Source organism: Enterococcus sp. DIV0086 (assembly GCF_050498705.1).
Taxonomy (GTDB): Bacteria; Bacillota; Bacilli; order Lactobacillales; family Enterococcaceae; genus Enterococcus; species Enterococcus faecalis.
Window position 1 is genome coordinate 1,938,598 of sequence record NZ_JBNIDN010000001.1, and the last position, 20,387, is coordinate 1,958,984.

At 38.1% G+C, this 20,387-nt stretch carries 16 protein-coding genes and 1 pseudogene; all 17 read right to left on the minus strand.

Translation table 11 applies throughout. From position 1 onward, the window contains the following. Positions 1–16: 16 nt before the first annotated feature. On the minus strand, positions 17–706 hold the full coding sequence (locus tag IGI63_RS09365) for a DUF1129 domain-containing protein (RefSeq protein WP_002363563.1): 690 nt from the start codon (positions 704–706) through the stop codon (positions 17–19). A 108-nt stretch (positions 707–814) separates the two neighbouring features. Next, complete coding sequence (gene ychF, locus IGI63_RS09370) at positions 815–1,930, minus strand: redox-regulated ATPase YchF (protein WP_002355971.1); 1,116 nt, start codon at positions 1,928–1,930, stop codon at positions 815–817. Between the two features lie 56 nt (positions 1,931–1,986). Beyond that, entirely contained in the window at positions 1,987–2,172 is a 186-nt protein-coding gene (locus tag IGI63_RS09375; protein WP_002355974.1) for a DUF951 domain-containing protein, read from the minus strand. Between the two features lie 117 nt (positions 2,173–2,289). Continuing rightward, complete coding sequence (locus tag IGI63_RS09380; protein ID WP_002355975.1) at positions 2,290–3,180, minus strand: ParB/RepB/Spo0J family partition protein; 891 nt, start codon at positions 3,178–3,180, stop codon at positions 2,290–2,292. Then, positions 3,173–3,934: a ParA family protein gene (locus tag IGI63_RS09385; protein ID WP_002355976.1), complete on the minus strand. Its 762-nt coding sequence runs from the start codon at positions 3,932–3,934 to the stop codon at positions 3,173–3,175. The genes IGI63_RS09380 and IGI63_RS09385 overlap by 8 nt, the downstream gene beginning before the upstream one ends. Before the next feature lie 15 nt (positions 3,935–3,949). Next, positions 3,950–4,666 carry a 16S rRNA (guanine(527)-N(7))-methyltransferase RsmG gene (gene rsmG / locus IGI63_RS09390; protein WP_002355977.1) on the minus strand — a complete coding sequence of 239 codons (717 nt, stop codon included), beginning with the start codon at positions 4,664–4,666 and terminating at the stop codon, positions 3,950–3,952. Positions 4,667–4,913: 247 nt separating this feature from the next. After that, a complete protein-coding gene (locus IGI63_RS09395; RefSeq protein ID WP_010775464.1) occupies positions 4,914–5,900 on the minus strand; it encodes a DUF3114 domain-containing protein in 987 nt (328 codons plus the stop codon). 410 nt (positions 5,901–6,310) lie between these two features. Next, positions 6,311–8,083, minus strand: a complete 1,773-nt coding sequence (locus IGI63_RS09400; RefSeq protein ID WP_002361446.1) for an oleate hydratase — start codon at positions 8,081–8,083, stop codon at positions 6,311–6,313. A 200-nt stretch (positions 8,084–8,283) separates the two neighbouring features. Beyond that, entirely contained in the window at positions 8,284–8,961 is a 678-nt protein-coding gene (locus IGI63_RS09405) for a fructose-6-phosphate aldolase (protein WP_002355980.1), read from the minus strand. Positions 8,962–8,988: 27 nt separating this feature from the next. Then, positions 8,989–9,345, minus strand: a complete 357-nt coding sequence (locus IGI63_RS09410; RefSeq protein ID WP_002355981.1) for a PTS glucitol/sorbitol transporter subunit IIA — start codon at positions 9,343–9,345, stop codon at positions 8,989–8,991. A 23-nt stretch (positions 9,346–9,368) separates the two neighbouring features. After that, positions 9,369–10,364, minus strand: a complete 996-nt coding sequence (gene srlE / locus IGI63_RS09415) for a PTS glucitol/sorbitol transporter subunit IIB (RefSeq protein ID WP_002355982.1) — start codon at positions 10,362–10,364, stop codon at positions 9,369–9,371. Positions 10,365–10,380: 16 nt separating this feature from the next. Further along, the gene (srlA, locus tag IGI63_RS09420) at positions 10,381–10,935 is read right to left on the minus strand and encodes a PTS glucitol/sorbitol transporter subunit IIC (RefSeq protein WP_002355983.1); all 555 of its coding nucleotides are present in this window, start codon (positions 10,933–10,935) and stop codon (positions 10,381–10,383) included. Further along, the gene (locus IGI63_RS09425; protein WP_002355985.1) at positions 10,935–11,420 is read right to left on the minus strand and encodes a transcriptional regulator GutM; all 486 of its coding nucleotides are present in this window, start codon (positions 11,418–11,420) and stop codon (positions 10,935–10,937) included. Before IGI63_RS09425 ends, srlA begins: the two co-directional genes overlap by 1 nt. Beyond that, positions 11,417–13,279 (minus strand): BglG family transcription antiterminator, encoded by a 1,863-nt coding sequence (locus tag IGI63_RS09430; RefSeq protein WP_429975723.1) that lies wholly within the window; start codon positions 13,277–13,279, stop codon positions 11,417–11,419. Before IGI63_RS09430 ends, IGI63_RS09425 begins: the two co-directional genes overlap by 4 nt. Positions 13,280–13,294: 15 nt before the next feature. Beyond that, complete coding sequence (locus IGI63_RS09435) at positions 13,295–14,095, minus strand: SDR family oxidoreductase (protein ID WP_002355987.1); 801 nt, start codon at positions 14,093–14,095, stop codon at positions 13,295–13,297. Between the two features lie 844 nt (positions 14,096–14,939). After that, a pseudogene (locus IGI63_RS09440) lies at positions 14,940–17,264 on the minus strand (type I restriction endonuclease subunit R, EcoR124 family); the annotation flags it as partial. A gap of 117 nt (positions 17,265–17,381) precedes the next feature. Next, positions 17,382–20,372, minus strand: a complete 2,991-nt coding sequence (locus tag IGI63_RS09445; RefSeq protein WP_429975724.1) for a DEAD/DEAH box helicase family protein — start codon at positions 20,370–20,372, stop codon at positions 17,382–17,384. Positions 20,373–20,387: the final 15 nt, after the last annotated feature.

The following is a 20,387-nucleotide window of genomic DNA, read 5'->3' on the forward strand; positions in this document are numbered from 1 at the left end:
ATTGAGCGCGCGCCGTTTATTGACGTGTCATGAAACTACCTTGAATATTGTATTTTTTCTTGAAGAAATAGCGTGCTACAAAGGCTAACGCACCGATTACTAAAGCAATCATCGGATCTAAGATGGGATTGATCACTGGTGGTAGCATCGCTGAACCAGCGAAAACTGCAATCCACAAGAACATCCCACCAAATAGAATGGCGGTCGTTTTTAACCAACCAGGACGTTTGCTTTTGTCGCCACCTTGACGATCAAAACGGTAAACATATTTGTGCATTAGATAGAAAACATAACCCCCAGCCATCGCACCTAAGATATATGTGGTTAATCCGAGAGGTTGTGCGGTTCCTTTTGAAAATAGAGACATCGCCGCTAACATGATTGTTAATAAACCAAGTAATAGTAAGGTATTGTCGAGCCAAATCATCCAGCCCGCTGGTTCTTTGACTTCTGCTGGTTTATTTAAAATTGCTTCCGTCCGTTCTGAAACAGTGCCAAATAACTGACGGGCTGTTTTGCCTGTTTTTTGACCGGCTACTAATTCTGGTAAAATACCGTGTAGAGCCAATGCTAGTTCTTCTTCAGATAAATTAGCCGCTTTTAATGATTTTTTTAAGTCAAAAATGTATTGTTCATTTCTTTTAGTCAAATTCTGTTCTAATTGACGATTCTCAGCCACGATTGCTCGTAATGCTTCTGCTTCCATAGTTGTATCCTCCTCACCCTCATGTAGAGGGAACCTCTTTCTAAACGGCTGAATGGCCTTAAATATGTGGGCTTAGCCCAAAACAAATTGCTTGTTGGGCACATTTTTTTAAACGTTAAAACGGAACAACATAACATCGCCATCTTGAACGACGTAGTCTTTTCCTTCTAAACGAACACGGCCCGCTTCTTTGGCAGCTTGCATATTGCCATATTTATCTAGGTCTTCATAAGAAACTGTTTCCGCACGAATGAAGCCTCGTTCAAAGTCACTGTGGATAATCCCAGCTGCTTGAGGTGCCTTGATTCCCTTACGGAACGTCCACGCACGAACTTCTTGTTCACCAGCTGTAAAGTAGGTAGCTAAGCCTAACAAATCGTACGCCGCACGAATCAATTGATCTAAGCCAGATTGTTCAATGCCCATTGCTTCTAAAAATTCAGCCTTGTCTTCTTCAGAATCCAATTCAGCAATTTCTTCTTCTGCTCGCGCACTAACCACGATTACTTCCGCATTTTCACTGGTTGCAAAATTACGAACTTGTTGTACATACTCATTGTTGTCTGGATCCGCCACTTCATCTTCTGAAACATTTGCTACATAAAGGACCGGCTTTGTGGTTAATAAGAAAAGAGATTTAACAATTTTTTCTTCTTCTGGCGTAAATTCAATCGTACGAGCAGATAAACCTTCTTCTAAAACTGGTTTAATTTTGTCTAAAACAGCTAATTCTTCCACCGCTTCTTTATCTTTTGCTTTCGCCATTTTAGCCACGCGAGTATAGCGCTTATTGATTGAATCTAAATCTGCTAAAATTAGCTCTAAATTAATTGTATCAATGTCTGCTAAAGGATCAACGAAATCCGCATCCCGATTTTGTTCACGCATGATATTTTCGTCATCAAAACAACGAACCACGTGACAGATTGCATCTACTTGACGAATGTGACTTAAAAACTGATTTCCCAGCCCTTCTCCTTTGCTGGCACCTTTAACAATTCCGGCGATGTCTGTAAATTCAAACGTTGTGGGAACTGTTTTTTTCGGTTTTACTAGTTCTGTCAAGCGTTGTAAACGGGCATCTGGTACTTCAACCATGCCGACGTTCGGATCAATCGTTGCAAAGGGATAATTTGCAGCTTCTGCTCCTGCTTTTGTAATTGCGTTAAATAGGGTCGATTTACCAACGTTTGGTAAGCCGACAATTCCAGCTGTTAGTGCCATTTGTTTTCCACTCTTTCTCTCAGTCTATTCTCTTTTCTATTAGAGGCATCAAAGCATTAGTCTGCTTTTTTCTCGATTACTTTTTTTAATTTTTTAGTAAAATCACGACGCGGCATCATGACAATATGCCCGCAATTCGTGCACTTGATTTTGATATCAGCGCCCATGCGAATGATTTGCCAACGATTTGCTTGGCAAGCATGCGGCTTTTTCATTTCGACAATATCGCCTAAATCATACATGTTCCAAGCCTTCTTTCTTCTCTTACTTATATAAAAATACCATGATTACAATACCATTTTTTAACGAAACTAGCAAAAGGATTTGTGACTTTCTGTCTTACTTTCTCACTTTGCTTTTTATTCCTCGTCAAAATGAATATCTAAAATATCTAAAATTCTAGCCAAATCCGAAGAGGACAAGTACTCAATTTCAATTTTCCCTTTGCCTTCTTTTTCTTGAATCGCTACGGTTGTCCCAAATTTATCCATTAAGCGGTCTTCACTTTCACGAATATAAATGGGTTTTTCTTTGATGGCTTTTTTCGCTTTTTTGCCCTTTTTGCCTTGTGTTTCGTTTAATTCAGCGACAAGTTGTTCTAATTGTCGAACCGTTAAATTGTCTTTAATACAACGATTAGCTAATGGCAATAGCTGTTCTTTGTTCTTCAAGCCTAATAACGTCCGTGCTTGACCCATTGACATGCTTTGTTTTTGAACCATTGCTTTGACCGCATCTGGTAAAGTTAGCAATCGTAAATAATTGGCAATATACGGGCGACTTTTGCCCAAACGTTCTGCGACTTCCGCTTGTGTTAATTTCAAATTTTTCATTAGCATTTCATAGGCTTCTGCTTCTTCTAGCGGATTTAAATCTTCCCTTTGTAAGTTTTCCAAAACAGCAACTTGCATCATGGATTCTTCATCAAATTCGCGAATAATTGCGGGAATTTTTTCTTTGCCGGCTAATTTAGAAGCCCGGAACCGACGCTCACCTGCAATAATTTCATAGCCTTTAACTGCCGATTTACGAACAATAATCGGTTGAAACACACCGGAATGTAGAATCGAGTTTGCAAGTTCTTGTAAAGAGGTTTCATCAAATGTTTTCCGCGGTTGGTAAGGATTGGGACGAAGTTCGTTTAATAGAATTTCTGTCACTTGTTCGTTCTTAACGTCGACATCTTCTAGCTTTGCGATATCTTGAAACAAGGCATCGATGCCTCTGCCTAAACCTTTGCCTTTATTCATTCTCCAACACTTCCTTTGCTAGTGCTTGATACACTTCGGCACCTTTTGAGCGAATATCATAGTCAATGATTGGTAAACCATGACTTGGTGCTTCGGATAAACGGACATTTCTTGGAATAATCGTATCATAGACTTTTTCACGGAAATATTTACGGACTTCTTCCACGACTTCGGCACCTAAATTGGTCCGAGCATCGTACATGGTTAACAAGACCCCTTCAATTTTCAATTCAGGGTTAAAATGTTTTTGAACCAAGCGAATCGTATTTAGCAATTGACTCAAGCCTTCTAATGCGTAATATTCACATTGAACAGGAATTAGAATCGAATCACTTGCTGTAAAAGCATTGATTGTTAAATGCCCTAGAGAAGGCGGGCAATCAATTAAAACGAAATCATACATGTCTCTTACTTCATCAATTGCTAATTTCAAGCGCGATTCTCGAGCCATCATTGAAGTTAATTCAATTTCAGCGCCTGCTAATTGAATAGTTGCAGGGACAATATCTAAATTTTCACGGCTGGTATGTTGAACCACGCTAGTGATTGGTTCTTCATTTACAAGGACATCATACACATCATGTGCGACATCTGGTTTAGGGACACCCATGCCACTGGTAGCATTTCCTTGTGCATCAATGTCGATCAGTAAGACTTTTTTGCCTAAGTTTGCTAAACATGCGCCTAAATTTACAGTGGTCGTTGTTTTACCAACGCCGCCTTTTTGGTTCGCTACAGAAATAATTCGTGTCATGTGTGTGCCTCCATCTTATTTAATCGGTTGTTTATTTGGTAATCCAGGTTTTCTGGGATATTTTTTAGGGGTTTCTTTTTTCTTTTGAATCACGACAATGTGGCGTTCGTCTGCCGTAATCGGCAAAGTAAAACCAACTTCTTTCTGAAATTGACCGCCTAATGTAGCGATTGCAGGTTTTGCTTCATTAATTTCTTCTTCACTTTTCGATGCTTTTAAGGCTAAAAAATAGCCTTCTTTTTTAACTAAGGGTAAACACAGTTCACTTAAAACATTTAATCGTGCAACTGCTCGCGCTGTAACGTAATCAAACGCGCCACGAAATTCTGCTTTTTGACCAAATGTTTCTGCACGATCATGATACAAAGAAACATTAGCCAAACCTAGTTGATTCACCAACTCTGTTAGGAAAGTAATTCGTTTATTTAAAGAGTCAACAATTGTGACATTTAATGAAGGAAAAACAATTTTCAAAGGAATACTTGGAAATCCTGCGCCTGCGCCAACATCACAAATGGCTTTGTCACTGGCAAAGTCTTCAAAGAATGCCAACGAAACAGAATCATAGAAATGTTTCAAATAAACTTCTTTTTCTTCTGTGATGGCTGTTAAATTCATTTTTTCATTCCATTCTACTAGTAAATGGAAATATTGGTCAAATTGTGTCATCTGTTGGTCTGTCAATTCAATGCCTTTTGCGGCTAATAGTTGTCTAAATTCTTCGGGTAGCATAAAGACTCCTTCCTTTTTTGTGAAACAGAAAAATGTTTCACAATCATCTTTTCCTACTTTAACGCAAATAGCAATTTCTTGCAATGCTTTTCGGAAGATTTTTGCCTGAATGATAAAAGAAAAACCCGCCTTTTTATGTAGTAAAAAGTCTCTAGTCACGGGCCAAAATATTCAATTGGCGGCAACGAAAACCGCCTTTCTCTAAGAGTAAAACAAGCCAATGTTTCATGTGAAACATTGGCTTGTTTTACTTACTATAATCATCGCACTTTATTTGTCGTTCTCTGCGATAGTCGTATTCTTGGATACGGGGACTTAACCAACCTTTTTTGGCTGTTTTTCGTAATTGATGATCAAATCTCCCTGGTGGTGAACTATCTAGTAATTCATGGGTACGATTATTCCGATTTGCATAATTAAACGATTCACCATTCAAGACTTTTTCCTGGTATTCACTGTTTTTGGCCGCTTGATAATAGGCTGGATTACTAATTAATCTGCCTCGCCAGTCTTCAACTAACACATCCCACTGGGTTACAAAGGTCCCTTCTTCATTCAAAATAAACTCACTGTGAAAATTAGGCGTCAATCGTTTCTTATTAATTAAAGAATAAGATGCCCCCTCAGGGTATTTGTTGTGCAAACGAGCAGAGCTTTTTTTCAGCTTCCGCCCACCCATCCCTTGCGGCTTGGCCGCAAAAACATAGCGTTTTAATGCCTGTTCATCGGTGTCCCCTTCTTGTTTAAAAAAATCGCGGATATACGTGATATTTTGACGATCAATATACATTCTTAATTGATGTATCTTTTTCGCTTTCTCTTGATTAAAGCTCCCAAGAAGACCTAACGGATAGGCTTTTTGAACTGTTTTTGCCAACAAATCCCAAAACGTCGCATGCGGTGCAACCGTCTTCGAGAAACGATAAGGTCCTACTAATTGCAACATGCCATGCTGATCCAACACTGCACCTAATTGCCATAACAGTAACGAGAGCTTTTCTTGCGGACGATAAGCCGAAAAGCGAAATAATCGCTCATACGCTGAAGAGCCCACTTCTTCCACTTCAGAAAACAGTTCCGCGACTGCTGTTTTCGCTTGCTCAAGTGGCAAGAAACGCGTGTCTTTTATGGCGCTTTCCACTAATCCATAAACAGCTTGGCGGTCCCAGCCAGCGTCAATCGCCGCCTCTACACCAGCACTCATTGCTTGTTGTAATTCTTGCCAACGTCCCATCTTCTCGCCGCCTTTTTCTATATACTTCTTCTATAATGATAATCCTTTCCCCACAAAATGCCAACTGCTTTAACGCAAAAAAACAACCCGCCCTTTGGGGAAGGGCGGGCGGAGGAGTTAAAAAATGAAAAAGTGTTTTGTTAGGGTTTTGTTTATCGGGTATGTTTAAATAATAGCCGTTAAATGTGAAGAAACTATGGTAAAAATGCGCCTTCTTTTCAACAAAATTTTGAAAAAGTCTCTTCAGAAATTAAGATTTTTTTGCAAAGTTGACCACTGGCCACTCCCGCTCAACATATTATATATTTAATATTCATAAAATCATAAAAGAAATATACACAATAATGAATATTTATTCAACGGTTAATAAAACAACCAAAAAAGCGAGTGATTTACACTCGCTTTTTCAACTAAATTAAATGATTTTCTCTTAAAATATCACCAATATACGTATCCTCAAATTTCTTCACAAAGTGTTCAACCATTTTGCGTTCCACGAACGGCATATCCATTTCTGTTAATTTTTTCTTGTCAGATAAATAATAAACAGAGTTTGCTAAGACGCGCAAGTCGTATGCAGAAGCAAACACTTCTGGTACTCCGCGTTCAACCTCTAGCAATTGATAAACAGCTTCCATCGCTGTCCGTACAGAATACTCTGTTGTAAACACCGTATCTCGTTCAGTATCTGCGAAGTTCCCAATGAAAGCAAGATTTTTAGAGCCGTTTGGTACAACTAATGGTCGATCGCCTGGTTCTCTTAACATAAAGTAAGAAGTGATAAACGGCATATAAACCGGAATAGTGGTAGCCGATTCTTCTGAAATACGTTCAATTTCCCCTTCTGGGACCCCTAAATGATAAAGTAACTCTTGCGTAATTTCTTGGCCTGTACATTGTTCGATTGGTTTTTTGATATAATTTCCTGGTTTATTAGAAAGTAATCCATATACCCAAGTTATAGATTGTTGATCATTTTGTTCTTTAAAATGCGGTTGTCTATGCATAGCAAAACTCATCATCCAATTAGAGTCTTTGATAGTAATAATACCACCTGTGACAATTTTTCCTGTGCGTAATTTACGATGTGTTAACCGAGAAAGATACGGTTCAATATCGAAATTTTCCCACGTAATCGTTGCTGAGACAAACCAACTTTCATCTGGTAAATTTTCACAGAAAACTTCTGGGTGCCCAAATTCTGGGGATTGTTTTGCTAAGTTTTTCCAGAGATTCCAACTTCCCCCTAGTTCATGAGTAATTGGTGCTGGTGTATGATGATCTCCTTGCGTCGAACTTTCAGTAATTGAGCCATTCGTTACGAAGACTAAATCATTTTCAGTTAAAGGAATTTCTTTGGTTTTTCCCGCTTGTGTCAACAATAATCGCCGAGCAACTTTAGTAGCTCCTTTGATGTCGACTTGGATATCATTGATCGTTGTTTCATATTGAAAGTCTACCCCTTGATTGGTTAAAAAGCTTAGTAATGGTTTCACTAACGATTCGTATTGATTGTATTTGGTAAACTTCAAGGCTGTAAAGTCAGGCAAACCTTTGATGTGGTGGATAAAGCGCATGATGTAACGGCGCATTTCAATGGCAGAGTGCCATTTTTCAAAAGCAAACATTGAACACCAATAGATCCAAAAGTTGGATTCAAAAAATTCTTCGCCGAAAACATCTTCAATTTTTTTGCCAATTAATTGATCTTCAGAAGTCATAAATAAATCAACGATTTCTTTTTGTGCTTTTTTGGATAAAGTAAATTGTCCATCATCTGGGACACGTTCGCCACGGTTATGAATAATGCGGCAATTTGAAGAATTCGGATCATCTAAATCTAAACGGTAAAACTCATCTAGGACAGAGGCATCTTCTACTTCTAATGATGGTACCGAACGAAATAGATCCCACAAACACTCGAAATGGTTTTCCATTTCGCGTCCGCCGCGAGTGACAAAGCCATCATGGGGAATAAATTTACCATCTAAAGAACCGCCAGACAGCGTGAGTTCTTCAAAAATGTGAATATTTTCGCCCTTCATTTGACCGTCACGAATTAAGAAAACAGCCGTTGCTAAACCTGCTAGGCCACCACCAACGATGTAGGCACTCTTGTCATCTACACCTTTTGGTTTTCTTGGTCGAGCAAATGCTTCATAATTTCCATTTGTGTATCTCATTCTCGTTTCCTCCTATCATTTGATACCCTCATCATACTGCTACCAAAAAAAATACCCAAAAGATAACCCTTTTTTTTAAGAAATTCTTTGACAAATAAAGGAAATTGTCTAATTTTTAAGCAAGTGAATAATCGTAGATGTTTCATGTGAAACAAAAAAAGAACGAGAAGAAAAATGGCCGCTTTTTCTTCTCGTTCTTTTTATGCTAATTCGTTTACCGTTTCTACTCCAAAAACAGCAACCCAATCTTCCTGAAAATCAGTTACTGCTTTTTGAATGGCGGGCATTGCCAAGCCTTGTGTCACGAGTTCTGGTGCGATAGTGACCGCTTGCGCCCCCATTTGACAGGCTTGATTAATTTGTGCCACGTTTTTAAAACTAGCAGCTAAGATCTTACTCTTTGCGTTCGTCCGTTTAATTTCTGCAGCTAAATGCTCAATAACCTTTTGAGAATCAATTGTTAAATTCTCCATCCTATTATAATACGGTGCTAAATAATCTGCACCTGCCGCAATCGCTAGGTAGCCTTGAAATTCTGTATAAATAGCGGTTGCTGTTATCCGATAATTTGCCTGCTTTAGTTGTTTGATGGCTGCCAAGCCTGCTTCATTGACTGGGATTTTAATGAATGTTTCTTGGCCTAATTGTTGTACAATGGTTTGGGCATCTTCTAGCATCTCTTCTGTCGTTTGACCGACCACTTGGACGTGCAAACTCGCTTGTCCAATCGTTTTTTTGATTTCTTTCATCTGCGCAAAGAAGTCAATTTTTCCTGCTTGTTTAACAATACTGGGATTAGACGTTACGCCTGCCAGTGGTAAAATTTTCTGATACTTTCGAATAGCCTCAAGATTAATTGTATCTAGCATAAATTCCATCTTTTACGTTCCTCCCTTAAACGATAATTATAGAATAGTGATTGTTGTACCAACAGTTATTTCAGGAATAGCTTTTTCTTCAACATATAATGTACCTGGTAATTCAGGTGTTGTTGCGCCATCAAATTTAATAGTAATGTGACCCAATGTGTCTAAATTAGTTAATACTACCTCGCCTACAGCGGTAATCTGGTAAGTTTGTTCATCAATCACTAACGTTTGCTTGTCCGTAATCGCTTCTGTGACTGGCTGAACCTCAATGTTATAACAATAATCTGCTAAAGCATCTGGTGCATCTTTTCCAAATAAGATGACCATTTTTTCTTCTTTAAATAATTCGGCTTCTGGTCCAATAGACTGAACCTTTGTTGTAAATACTGACATTTCCCATCCTCCAAAAAAATTTTTTAACTATACAATCCAAAACTTGCTAACCAAGCAACTAGTACTCGAGGGGCACCATTTAAGAAACGAGAATATAAAACAGAAGGGACCCCGACTTCAACGGTTTCAGCTTCAGCTTCTTCCAAGCCTAAACCCACGGGAATAAAGTCGCACGCGTTTTGTGTATTAATAGCAAACAATGCTGGTAAGGCTAGTTGTGGCGGAATGTTGCCTTTCCCAATTTCCACACCAATTAACGTACCAATTACTTGGCTGATTACTGCTCCAGGACCTAATAAAGGAGAAAGAAATGGCAGAGAACAAATAAAACCAATAATTGTTAAACCCACAATGTTTCCTGCCAATGGCGCCATGATATTGGCAAAAAATTCACCAATTCCTGAACCTTGAATCACACCAATTAATAAAGAAACAAATGCCATAAACGGAATCACTGTGTTGATCATCGTTTGTACGCCTTCACGGGCTGATTGGTTGAATGTCGCTACAACTTTTCCTGCACCCATACCAATTTTCGCAACAAAACTTTGTTGTTCCGCTTTTTGTTCAGTAATTTTTTTACTTGTATCATATTTAAATTCTGTTTTTTTCGAGGTGGGCTTTTCTGTATCAGCAGCAGCTTCTTCTGATGTCAATGTAATCTGTTTCGGGCCTACAGCGGAAACATAAATTGTCTCATTAATGTATTGTGCTAAGGGACCACTTTTGCCAGTTGGAACAACGTTAATAGTAGGAATTCCTTTTTTAGGATAAATTCCGCAACGAAGAGTGCCTCCACAATCAATAATGGCTAATGCGATTTCATCATCTGGAATCGATGTCTTAAAACCATTGACCGCTTCCATTCCTGTCAATTCTACGATTTTATCAACAATTGCGGGTTTCTCGCCGCCACCTGTAATGTAAATAAATTTATGTTTTTCTTCTGTCGGTGTAATCACTAAGGGCCCACCATAACCGCCATTTCCTTTAACTACCTTAATACTATTGTACGTCATCTCACCTTGCTCCTTTCTAATCCACAGCAATCTCTACTGTTTTACTAAGGGTAATTCCTTGTTGTTTGCAAACATAGGCGGTAGTGAAATCGGTAACCCAACCGCCAATAAAATTCATTAATATCCCTACAAACATATAGCGAATCGCTAGGTCCATCGAATTTAGTCCTAACGTATCAATCCCTTGCGCAATCCCTAACCAAACGAACAATTCACCAGGATTAATATGAGGAAAAACTCCATTACTGGTATGACAAAATTGCGCTTGTGCAGCATAATAGCTAGGTTTATAGTATTCTGGTAAAAATCGAGCCATCGTAAAGGACATTGGATTGCCTAACATAAAAGCGGATAAAAAAGGCAGCACTAAATATCGCGTAACAGGATTTTTGGCAGAAAGTTTGGCTACTTTGGTTACTCTTTCTTCTCCTAGAAAAGCAATTAAAGTATTCATAGCTACCATTAACATCAAAACAACAGGTACGATGCCTGTCATCCAAGAAATAAATGTTTCTGCTCCTGTTTGGAAAAGGTGCATAAATCCTTCCGCAAATTTTGTAATATAAGACATTACTCGACACTTCCTTTCAATTTTGTTTGTACTTTATTTTTCCATAATTGCCATTGAATTTTGGCTCCATTAAGCGGCGTTAATGGTTGTGTTTCTTGATAATTGCCAAGCTCAACACGTAAGTAAATTTCTCGTGCATTTTCCATCGCTTGTTGGGTTAATTTATTTTCCTTTTGTACGAGTGGATGGTAATGATCCATATAATGAATATCCTCGTTCACGTACTGAGGTAAGGGATGAAATTTAGCTAGAACGGTGACACCTTGCATCTTTCTAGCGGCTAAGATTTTCCCTTGTGAATCCACAGCAAACAAGATAATCGTGCCTGCTTTTAACTTCCCTGCACGTCGACCAATCGCGACTTTCCCTAATTGTCGCAATTCTTGGTAGTTTTGATTAAAGTGTTTAATCTGTTTCATTCCCATAGCTATCTGAACGAAGTAAGCTGTTAAAAAAAGCGCTCCGAATACGTAGATAAAGCTCATATGATAATCCCCTTCCTTTGCATCCACTCTTTAACCGCTAAAACATCTCGTTGCTTCCGTAATTCATTACGTAAACGTTCGTCTCCTGCGATTGTAAACAAGCGGTCATATAGTTGTAGTAACTCTGCTTCAACAGTGGCAGTCAGCTCTTCTGGAATACCCAACAGCAAAATAACATCAACTTTACCTTCTGGTGTAACCAGTGATTCTTCAAAAACCCCAATCGATAAAATAATCGTTGGTAAGGCTTGATTAATTGTATGGGGAAAGGCAATCCCCGATTCAAAAATAGTTGTTTGTTGATCTTCTCTAGTAAAAATTCGTTCGATAAATTGGGGATCTACTAATTTTTCTGCTTCTAAATCAGCAATCATTTTCTGGATATTCGCTCGGTAACCTTGAGTATTCTCTAATAATTGATAGGTCATATGAATATTTTGAGATTCCACGGAACGAATTTCTTTTGCTCTCTGCCACTCATTTCTGAGCCAAGTATCGTTAAATAAATTAGTTAAATGGATCATCGGTGTTTGTGGTCGAATATTTTTTAAGGGAATGGTTGTAAAAATAGCAAAATATTGATTCAATTCTCTTCTCTCTGCCTCTTCTTCAGAAAAATGGGCAATCTGGACGTCTGGACCCAAAACTTTTTCCAATTGCCGCTGAATAATCAAGGCCGTTCCATGACCTGTACTGCAGATTACAGCGATTTCTTTTTTGGCTCCCGCTTCATAGTTCCCTCTCAATGCTAGCTCAAAATACAAAGCGAGATACCCAAATTCAACCGTCGGCACACAACGATTTAACAAACGGCCCAATTCTTGCAAGCCAATCTTGGCTAATTCATAGGCCAAAGGATATTGTCGTTCAATTTCTCCATAAAATAAATCGTGACATTCCACATGAAAAACGAGTCGATTCATCACGTTTCTTAAATGATCTTTCATTTCTGAAAACAAGAAGTCCTCATCAAATTCAACAACAACTGAATGATGAATTTTTTTCATCATTTTTTGAAAATAGTCAGCTAAGAGTCCTTCATCAGCCAATAAAGAATTACGAATATGGTTTGTGTTGATGTTAAAAGGAAAGCTGATAAAGGAACGTTCCCATTGGCTTAACGTTACATTATAGGTTATTTCCAAGTGATACATCAGTTCTTCAATCTGCTCGTTATGACGAACATAATCAACATATTCTGGTGGTAGTTCCGTAATGAGTTTTCCAGCTAAAACACGCTGCAAAACAATTGAAACCACTCTTCGTAAAAGAAAACTATCTTGTTTTGCTAGTCTTGTTTCTTTGATTATTTTTTGTATCATTTGTTTGGTAGTTTCATGAAGAAACTGTTCTTCAAAATATTCTTGGACGTAATTCACATGAAGTAAGCGTAAATCAAACTCTTTTCCTTCTAAATGAATGCCACGGTTTGGCGTACCTACAACCGCAACCTGCCAAGGAGCAATCAGCTCTTTCATGCGCTTAATGTCTTTATTAACTGTGCCGCGACTAACGGCGAGTTCTTCGGATAAATCATAAGTTGAAATAAATTGATCTTCTTCTATTAATCGTTTGATAATGTAGGAAACACGCTTGCTTGAAGAATTAAAATCAGATTCCCTTTTTAGCCGTCCAGACAAAACCTCTTCAAAACCTTCAAAGTTTTTGATTTCTAACTGAAAGAGATTTTCCTTCTGAATAATTTGGGCGATACCGATTAATTCATCATTCAATGTATCAATGTTTTTACGAACTGTTTGAGGACTTGCGGCTAATTTCTCTTGCAATTCCTGTAAGCTCATTCCTTTGTGATCAACTAGTAATTTTATTACTTGGTACCATCTATTTACTAGCGTCATTTAGTTTTCCCACCTCTATCCTCTTGTTTTACCTCCAGCTACGTTTGTGGTGATGCCTGTAATATAGCTTGAACGGTCTGATAAATAATAGCATACTAAGTCAGCGACTTCATGGAGTTTTCCGCTACGACCTAATGGAATCGTACTTGTTTTTGAATAACCTGCTCGCAATTGCTCCACAGAAATGTTTCGTGTATAAGCCAATGCTTCTTCGTATGCTAAAGTGCGCAAGCCCGTTTCTTCCATAATGCCTGGCGCAATCCCCACGACACGGACGTTTGATTTTCCTAACTCTTTAGCCCATGAACGTGTATAACTGCTGACCGCTGCTTTCGTTGCAGCGTAGGCGCTTTGCCCTTCGGAGCCTTCTAATCCAGCTTCTGAAGACATATTAATAATGACACCTGCTTGTTTTTGTACAAGAATCCGGCCCACTGCTTGGCTCATTAAGTAGAGCCCTTTTTGATTGATGGCTACAATTTTGTCGAATACCTCATCCGATAATTCATAAGGCCCATGAGGATGATTTTTATCCACCAACAAACGAGGAATATTGATTCCGGCGTTATTTACTAGGCCATCTACGGTTCCAAATTTTTCCACCACTTGAGCGACACCCGCTTCTACTTCTGCTCGAGAAGTTACATCGACTTTCACAAAGAGTAAATGCTCATGTTGCGTTTCTGATGCTGAAATATCAAAATTAGCGACATAGACCTCTTGCGCTAACAAGCTTTCAACAATGCTGCGACCAATACCAGATGAGCCTCCTGTAACAATAACTACTTTTCCTTTAATTCCTAACCAATCTGTCATTTGTTCCACTCCTATCATTTGTTTGCGCTTTCAGTATAGGTCAGTTTGTGAAATTATTTAAGACAGTCTTTTTTTGCAGTTTAGAAAAAAAGTAGACTAATTCAAAACAAAAAAGCAGTTGCTTCTTCACAATCAATCATCCGTGAAGAAGCAACTGCTTCAAATTTTTATTATCCTTGCACTTTCGCGATTTTTCCTTGTTCGATGTAGACCCAAATTGATCTATCAATAATTATCAAACTGAGTCATATAGAGACAAAAATTTCAAAAATGACCTGTTAAATGGTCATCGAATATCATTTAAAATCAATACGACGGAGTCAGACACGGAGTCAAAACAAGCCCGCTGAGAGTAAAAAGTATACAGTCCCATAGGTAAAGTGCCACAGGACTGTATATTTTTTTATTTGAGATTACCTGAAATGATTCCATTTACTTTTTATCTCATTTTTTCCTACTAGTTAGTATCAAATACTCTCCTATTTTCTCAATAAACTATTTTGGGTTACATGGTATCTGAAACAGCTAAAACCTTGTCATTACAGCAAAAAAATCACTTTATCTCCGTTTCATTTCAGATACATTTCACTTAAGCGGATTCCAAAAAAACAAAAGAAAAAGGAACCCCTAGTTAGCCTATGCTTTTTATTGGTTCCTCTCAAAACACGGTCATATAACAACGGGGTGGGGTAAATGAATGAAAAAGGTGGAGGAAACATTATTCAATAGCTGTCTTAAATATTTCGTTATAAAATGTGAACAAATAAAAGACATCTATCCCTATTTTCTACACTTCCACTTTACTACCATCTTTGAATCGTACAATTTTCTTAACTCTTCTCGTTTACCTCAATTCATTTTCAAGTGGAATCAGCTCATCATCTAACATTTTACGCCATGCTCGCTTCATTTCTTGCGGGTATTTAAATAGCTTCGCTTCTGGATGTTTGGCTTTATATCCTTCGTAATCCTTACTGTTGATAATTGCTTTCATATTAGGAATTGGATCTTCACCTGGTAGATATTGCAGATTAGAAGCATGTAATTCTTTCTCAGAAACAAACCACTCATTGGAAAAGGCATGAATCAAATCATCACTTGCTTGTGTAAAATAGCGACGTTTAATGACAAAGATATCTTCATTACTATCTAAAGTCCCCACATCAAATGCATTTAAAATTTGTCGGTAAACTTCTTTGACTCCTTCTGTTTTATTCAATTTAGCCAAAGCTTTTTCAATTTCTTCTCGTGCATCTGAACTATTTGCAGCATAAGTTCCTAGTAATTGATCAATATAAGTAGAATCAATATCATACAACTTAGTGGTATTTTCACTATAAAATTCGATCGTTGAAAAATCTTCTCCCTCTTTTTCTGATTGTTCCTCCATTAATGACCCCTTCACGGTCTCATATACACCAATTTGTTCTTCCAAAAGTTGAATTTGATTGTTCAAGGTTGGGGATTTTACCATACCATCATTATAGTCGTCATAAGTCACTAACGATTCATACGCACGATTCAATTCTTGGAATGCTTTGACATATTCGATACGAGTTTCAAGAGGAGTATGTTCATCAATGGATTCCATGAATGAAACCTCTTTTAACTTACGATATGCTTGCTTGAATCTTTTTTTGGATTCTTGGTAACTTGGATAAATCAAGCCCGATTCTTCTTTAGCTTCTGAATACAGTTTTGTCGCATCCTCGACATTCTTCTCCATTGTGGCTGGCTTACGAAACGTCACAATTAATCCTTTTGTCTTATCAGGATACGTACGATTCGTACGTGAAAAAGCTTGGATCAATCCTGCATACTCTAGATTACGATCCACAAATAGGGTTTGAATCGTAGGTGCGTCAAAACCTGTCAATAGACGATCCACTACGATCACTAAATCAATTTGTTTCCCAAATTGTTTGAATTCCGCTCTTTTTCGTGCCAAACGATTATTGATATCTCCGTTATAACGTTCAATGTCTGCTAATAACCAGGCAGTATCATAATACTGATTATATTCCTCAATAATTTTTTGCATTTCTTCTTGTTGGGCACTTGAATCTCGGCTATTTTCTTCTAATGAATAGGTAATAGCGATCCTTGGGAAATCAGGATCCTCCATCGTTCGTCCTTCACGAATGGGCTGATTGGGAAACTCTTTTGTTAACCAATCAGGCTCTTTCGTCATCTCTTTGATGGCCCGATAATACTTTTTGGCCATGTCAATGGAACTCATGGTTAAGATTGCAGATTTCGTTGGACGGCCATTTCGAAAATCAAATTTTGTATAGGCATTATCTAGACGGAACATTTTATGAATGACTTTTTGGATATGTTCATCTGCTTCAAAAACAGCAGGGTCTAAATAACTTTCTTTTTTGACAGGCTCCATTTGATCGATTATACGATTGATTTGTTCTGATGAATACTCTGCATATGTTTCTACTTCTTTTAATTTCCGATAGATTTTATTCTCTAATGAAGTCGGCTCCACGGTGTTTTCATGTTCTACTTGAAATCCTAAAACCGAGCCATCTTCTAATGCATTCTTGATGGTATAGGTGTGTAAGACCTCTCCATACTGATCATGGGTTGTACGTGCCAATTGCCCTTTGGCTTGTTTCCGATTCTCAGGGAAAATCGGCGTACCTGTAAAGCCAAACCAAGTGGATTTCGGAAACATTTTTTTGATTTCTTCCATATTTTCAGCACTTAACGCTCGATGACACTCATCTACTACAAACACGATATGTTGTCCCATTAATTTTTGGAAGCGATTGGTTCCTTTTTTCTCTTCTTGTTTCTTTGCATATTTCAACGCCGCATCTAGTTTTTGACGGGTTGTAATGATTACAACATTTGCATTGGCATCTGCCAACAGAGTTTCACTTAACTCTTTGGCACTTCCTGTTCCCACGATCAAGCTATTCGCTTTGGCATTACCGGAAGAAATCCCAGTATTAAATTCGGAAGCAAATTTTGTAAATTCCGTTGTCGTTTGATTATCTAAATCTTTGCGGTCCACTAACATGATCGTTCGATCGATCCCCGATTTTCGTGCTAAAAGCTTAGTAGATACAAAACTAGTCAACGTCTTTCCTGAACCAGTCGCATGCCAAACATAACCTGATTGATGTTTATTTGCAGCAATAAACAATGTCGTTAGGAACAAAATTTTCTACCGCATCAGAAATTTTATTGAACTGATGCGTATTAACATAGTTTTTAAATGAACGTTGCTGTATCATTGATTTACTTCTCCCTGTTTTATTTCAAATATAGATTACCCACGAATCTCCGCTTCATCAGAAACCCGCTTAAATTTAATATCTGTATCAACTGCTTTAAAGTGTTTCTCACCAGCCAGAATCTTAGCCCGTTCATGAGGCCGTAACTGTTCAAAGCTTGTATCACCTTTCGTTTCAACGATGAAGTATAGGTGTTGCTCATCATCTTCTTCATACAGCAATGCCCAGTCTGGATTGTAAGGCCCAAGCGGTGTGCGAATCTTGAACCAATCTGGCAGCTTAATGTAGAACTTAACATTGTCATCCATTTCAGCCTTACGAGCAAAATCCTTTTCAATGCTTGAATCAGTTACAACATAGTCATAAACAGTCTTTTGTTTACTTTTATCAACTTTAACCGAATTCTCTTTTTCACCGAGGTAAGCATTCAAGGTTTCAGTGCTAAACAGCGTCTGTTCATATTCATCATTTGTACGAGTATATTCAATACCATCCACAATCAATTGATTCTTGATTGCGTTGATAATCTTCGCAGCCTGATTCATATATGACAATGGATTGTTCTTAAAACTATCCAGATTGTTGACTGACTGCAAAATTGCGACGATTGTCTTGCGAGTCAAACTTGTTTCATTTTGCAAGAAAGTAATGATATCTGGCAATTTGTACGCACCACTCGTTGTTGCACGAACACTGCTTTCGCTAGATTCATCAGCCTTCACACCGGCTTGACTCATCTCAACCATCCCCTTCTTGTAAAGGTAGGTCCCCTTGCGAGTCTGGATGGAATCAACTCCGTCAAATGATTCATTTCCTTTTGCAGCAAATTCGATTAATTTGTTTGAATCAAAATGAATCTTATAAGTCGTCTTGTATTTGATTTTGTTCCAAAGTTCTAAAAAGTCATCTGCTAAGGCTTCTTTTACAACCTTGACTTCGACTTTATCCTTGGCATCTTTGATATCAAGACTCTTAACTTTAGATTTAGCAACAACCAAGATCTGTGGCACAACATCAATAAATTCTTCCGGTACTTCAATTTCCTGATCAGTAATCGCTTGTTTCAACTTATCGGTTGCTCGCCCGGATGAATTAATAAATTCTTCCTGTTTGAGGTAGTTGAACAATTGCTCAGATTTTTCTTTGCCAAGAATTTCCATTTCTTCCGTAACTTCATCGTAATGCGTAATAATCGTCGCAAAGCTATCTTTATTAAATACACCAAAGATAACACCATCTTCTTCGTATTCTTTTTGAAGACCTTCAGCAAAATCCTTATAGCTTTCATTTGCCATAACAGTCAGCGTGTTAACAGCAAATCCAGGGACACGTTCACCATCTTCGTTAACCGCAATACGCAGGCCACGACCAATTTTCTGACGTTTGTTAATTGTATCCTTTGTTTCAATCAAAGTGGCAATCTGGAATACATTCGGGTTGTCCCAACCTTCCTTCAAAGCTGAATGAGAGAAAATGAAGCGAATTTTATTAGCCTTCGCTGTATGATGCTTCTCTTCATCATAGAAAGTCAGTAAGCCTTCCTTGTCCTTCATAATCATCTTGTAGGTAGATTCATCGGCCTGAGTATCACCCTTGGTATTTTTTAACTTACCTTTATTATCAGCTGAGAAATAACCATCATGAACTTCAGAAACCGGTACGTCAACATCGTTCAACTCTTTGTACTTAGACAAATGAATCAAGCGTTCATATTCTTCCTCAAAAACACGAGCGTAACGGCCAAGGCTTGGATTGCCTTCTTCGTCATAAACACGATAATTCTCAACCTTGTCCAAGAAGAATAAGCTCAACACCTTGATTCGTTGCCCCGATTGTTTCAACTTCAACTCCTTGTTCAAGTGTTCTGCAATCGTCTTAGAAATCTGAGCACGTTTTATTGCTTCATCTTCTAATGTAGCTGACTCAAGCGTGATTTTTTCAGGATTACCCGAGAAAGTAACTGATTCAAATCCAGGTGTAGCATCAATGTCTTGAATGAACCCAACTTCATCATACGCCTGAAGCTTGGTTTTACTAAACATATCGTCACCGGATTTAAAGTTCATAGTTATTTTATCAGCGTCATTACGTGTCTTTTTATAAACTTCAATCTTGGCACTGATACCGTTCTTACCAGTTTTTACGTCAATCAATTTCAAATGAGCACGGTTACCATCTTCGTCCATCTCGATGCCGGCTACCTCAATCTGCTTAACGAGTTGATTGTCGTAAGCATCAACCGCACCAAGTTGATAAATCTTCGGATAAGTATTATCTCGGTGAGTGGCTGAATAACGGAAGCCCGCTGACGGATCTAAACTCTTCAAAGCATCTTTAGCCAAGTCAGTATTATCAACAGACTGTGGTTCATCAATAATAACTATCGGCCGTGTTTCAGCAATCAGGTCAATTGGTCGTGCACCAGAAAGTTGGTCATTTTCACGGTTCATGACGTTTGTATCTTTGTTGAAAGATTGAATGGTCGTAACCATGATATCAATCGTATTTGCCGATGCAAATGAACGAACACGGTCAAGTTTGCTGCTATCAAACATGAATAAATCATAAACCACACCGTTGTATTGATTTTTGAAATAGTCTTTTGTAATCTCGAAGGATTTAAGTACCCCTTCCTTAATCGCAATACTTGGCACTACAATCACGAATTTCAAAAATCCGTATTGTTTGTTTAATTCAAGAATCGTTTTCAAGTAAACAAAAGTCTTACCAGTCCCTGTTTCCATCTCAATATTGAACTGCGGGAAAGCTTTGTTATTTCCAAACAGATTGTCACTTGGCACGATTCCATCCAGAATTTGAGTTTTGTTGACGTTCTTCAACATCTGTTCTTCATTAATAATCACACGGTTACCAACACCGATTCCATCCTCAGTGAACATCGAACCTTGTGAATAATCATCTGTAATCGTAAAATTTGATTCTTTAATTGTCTGACCTTCAAACACGCGCACCGCACTGTTAACGGCATCTGTTTGATAGTCGAGTGTATCAAATTGTATTTTCAAGAGTCTTTACCTCCT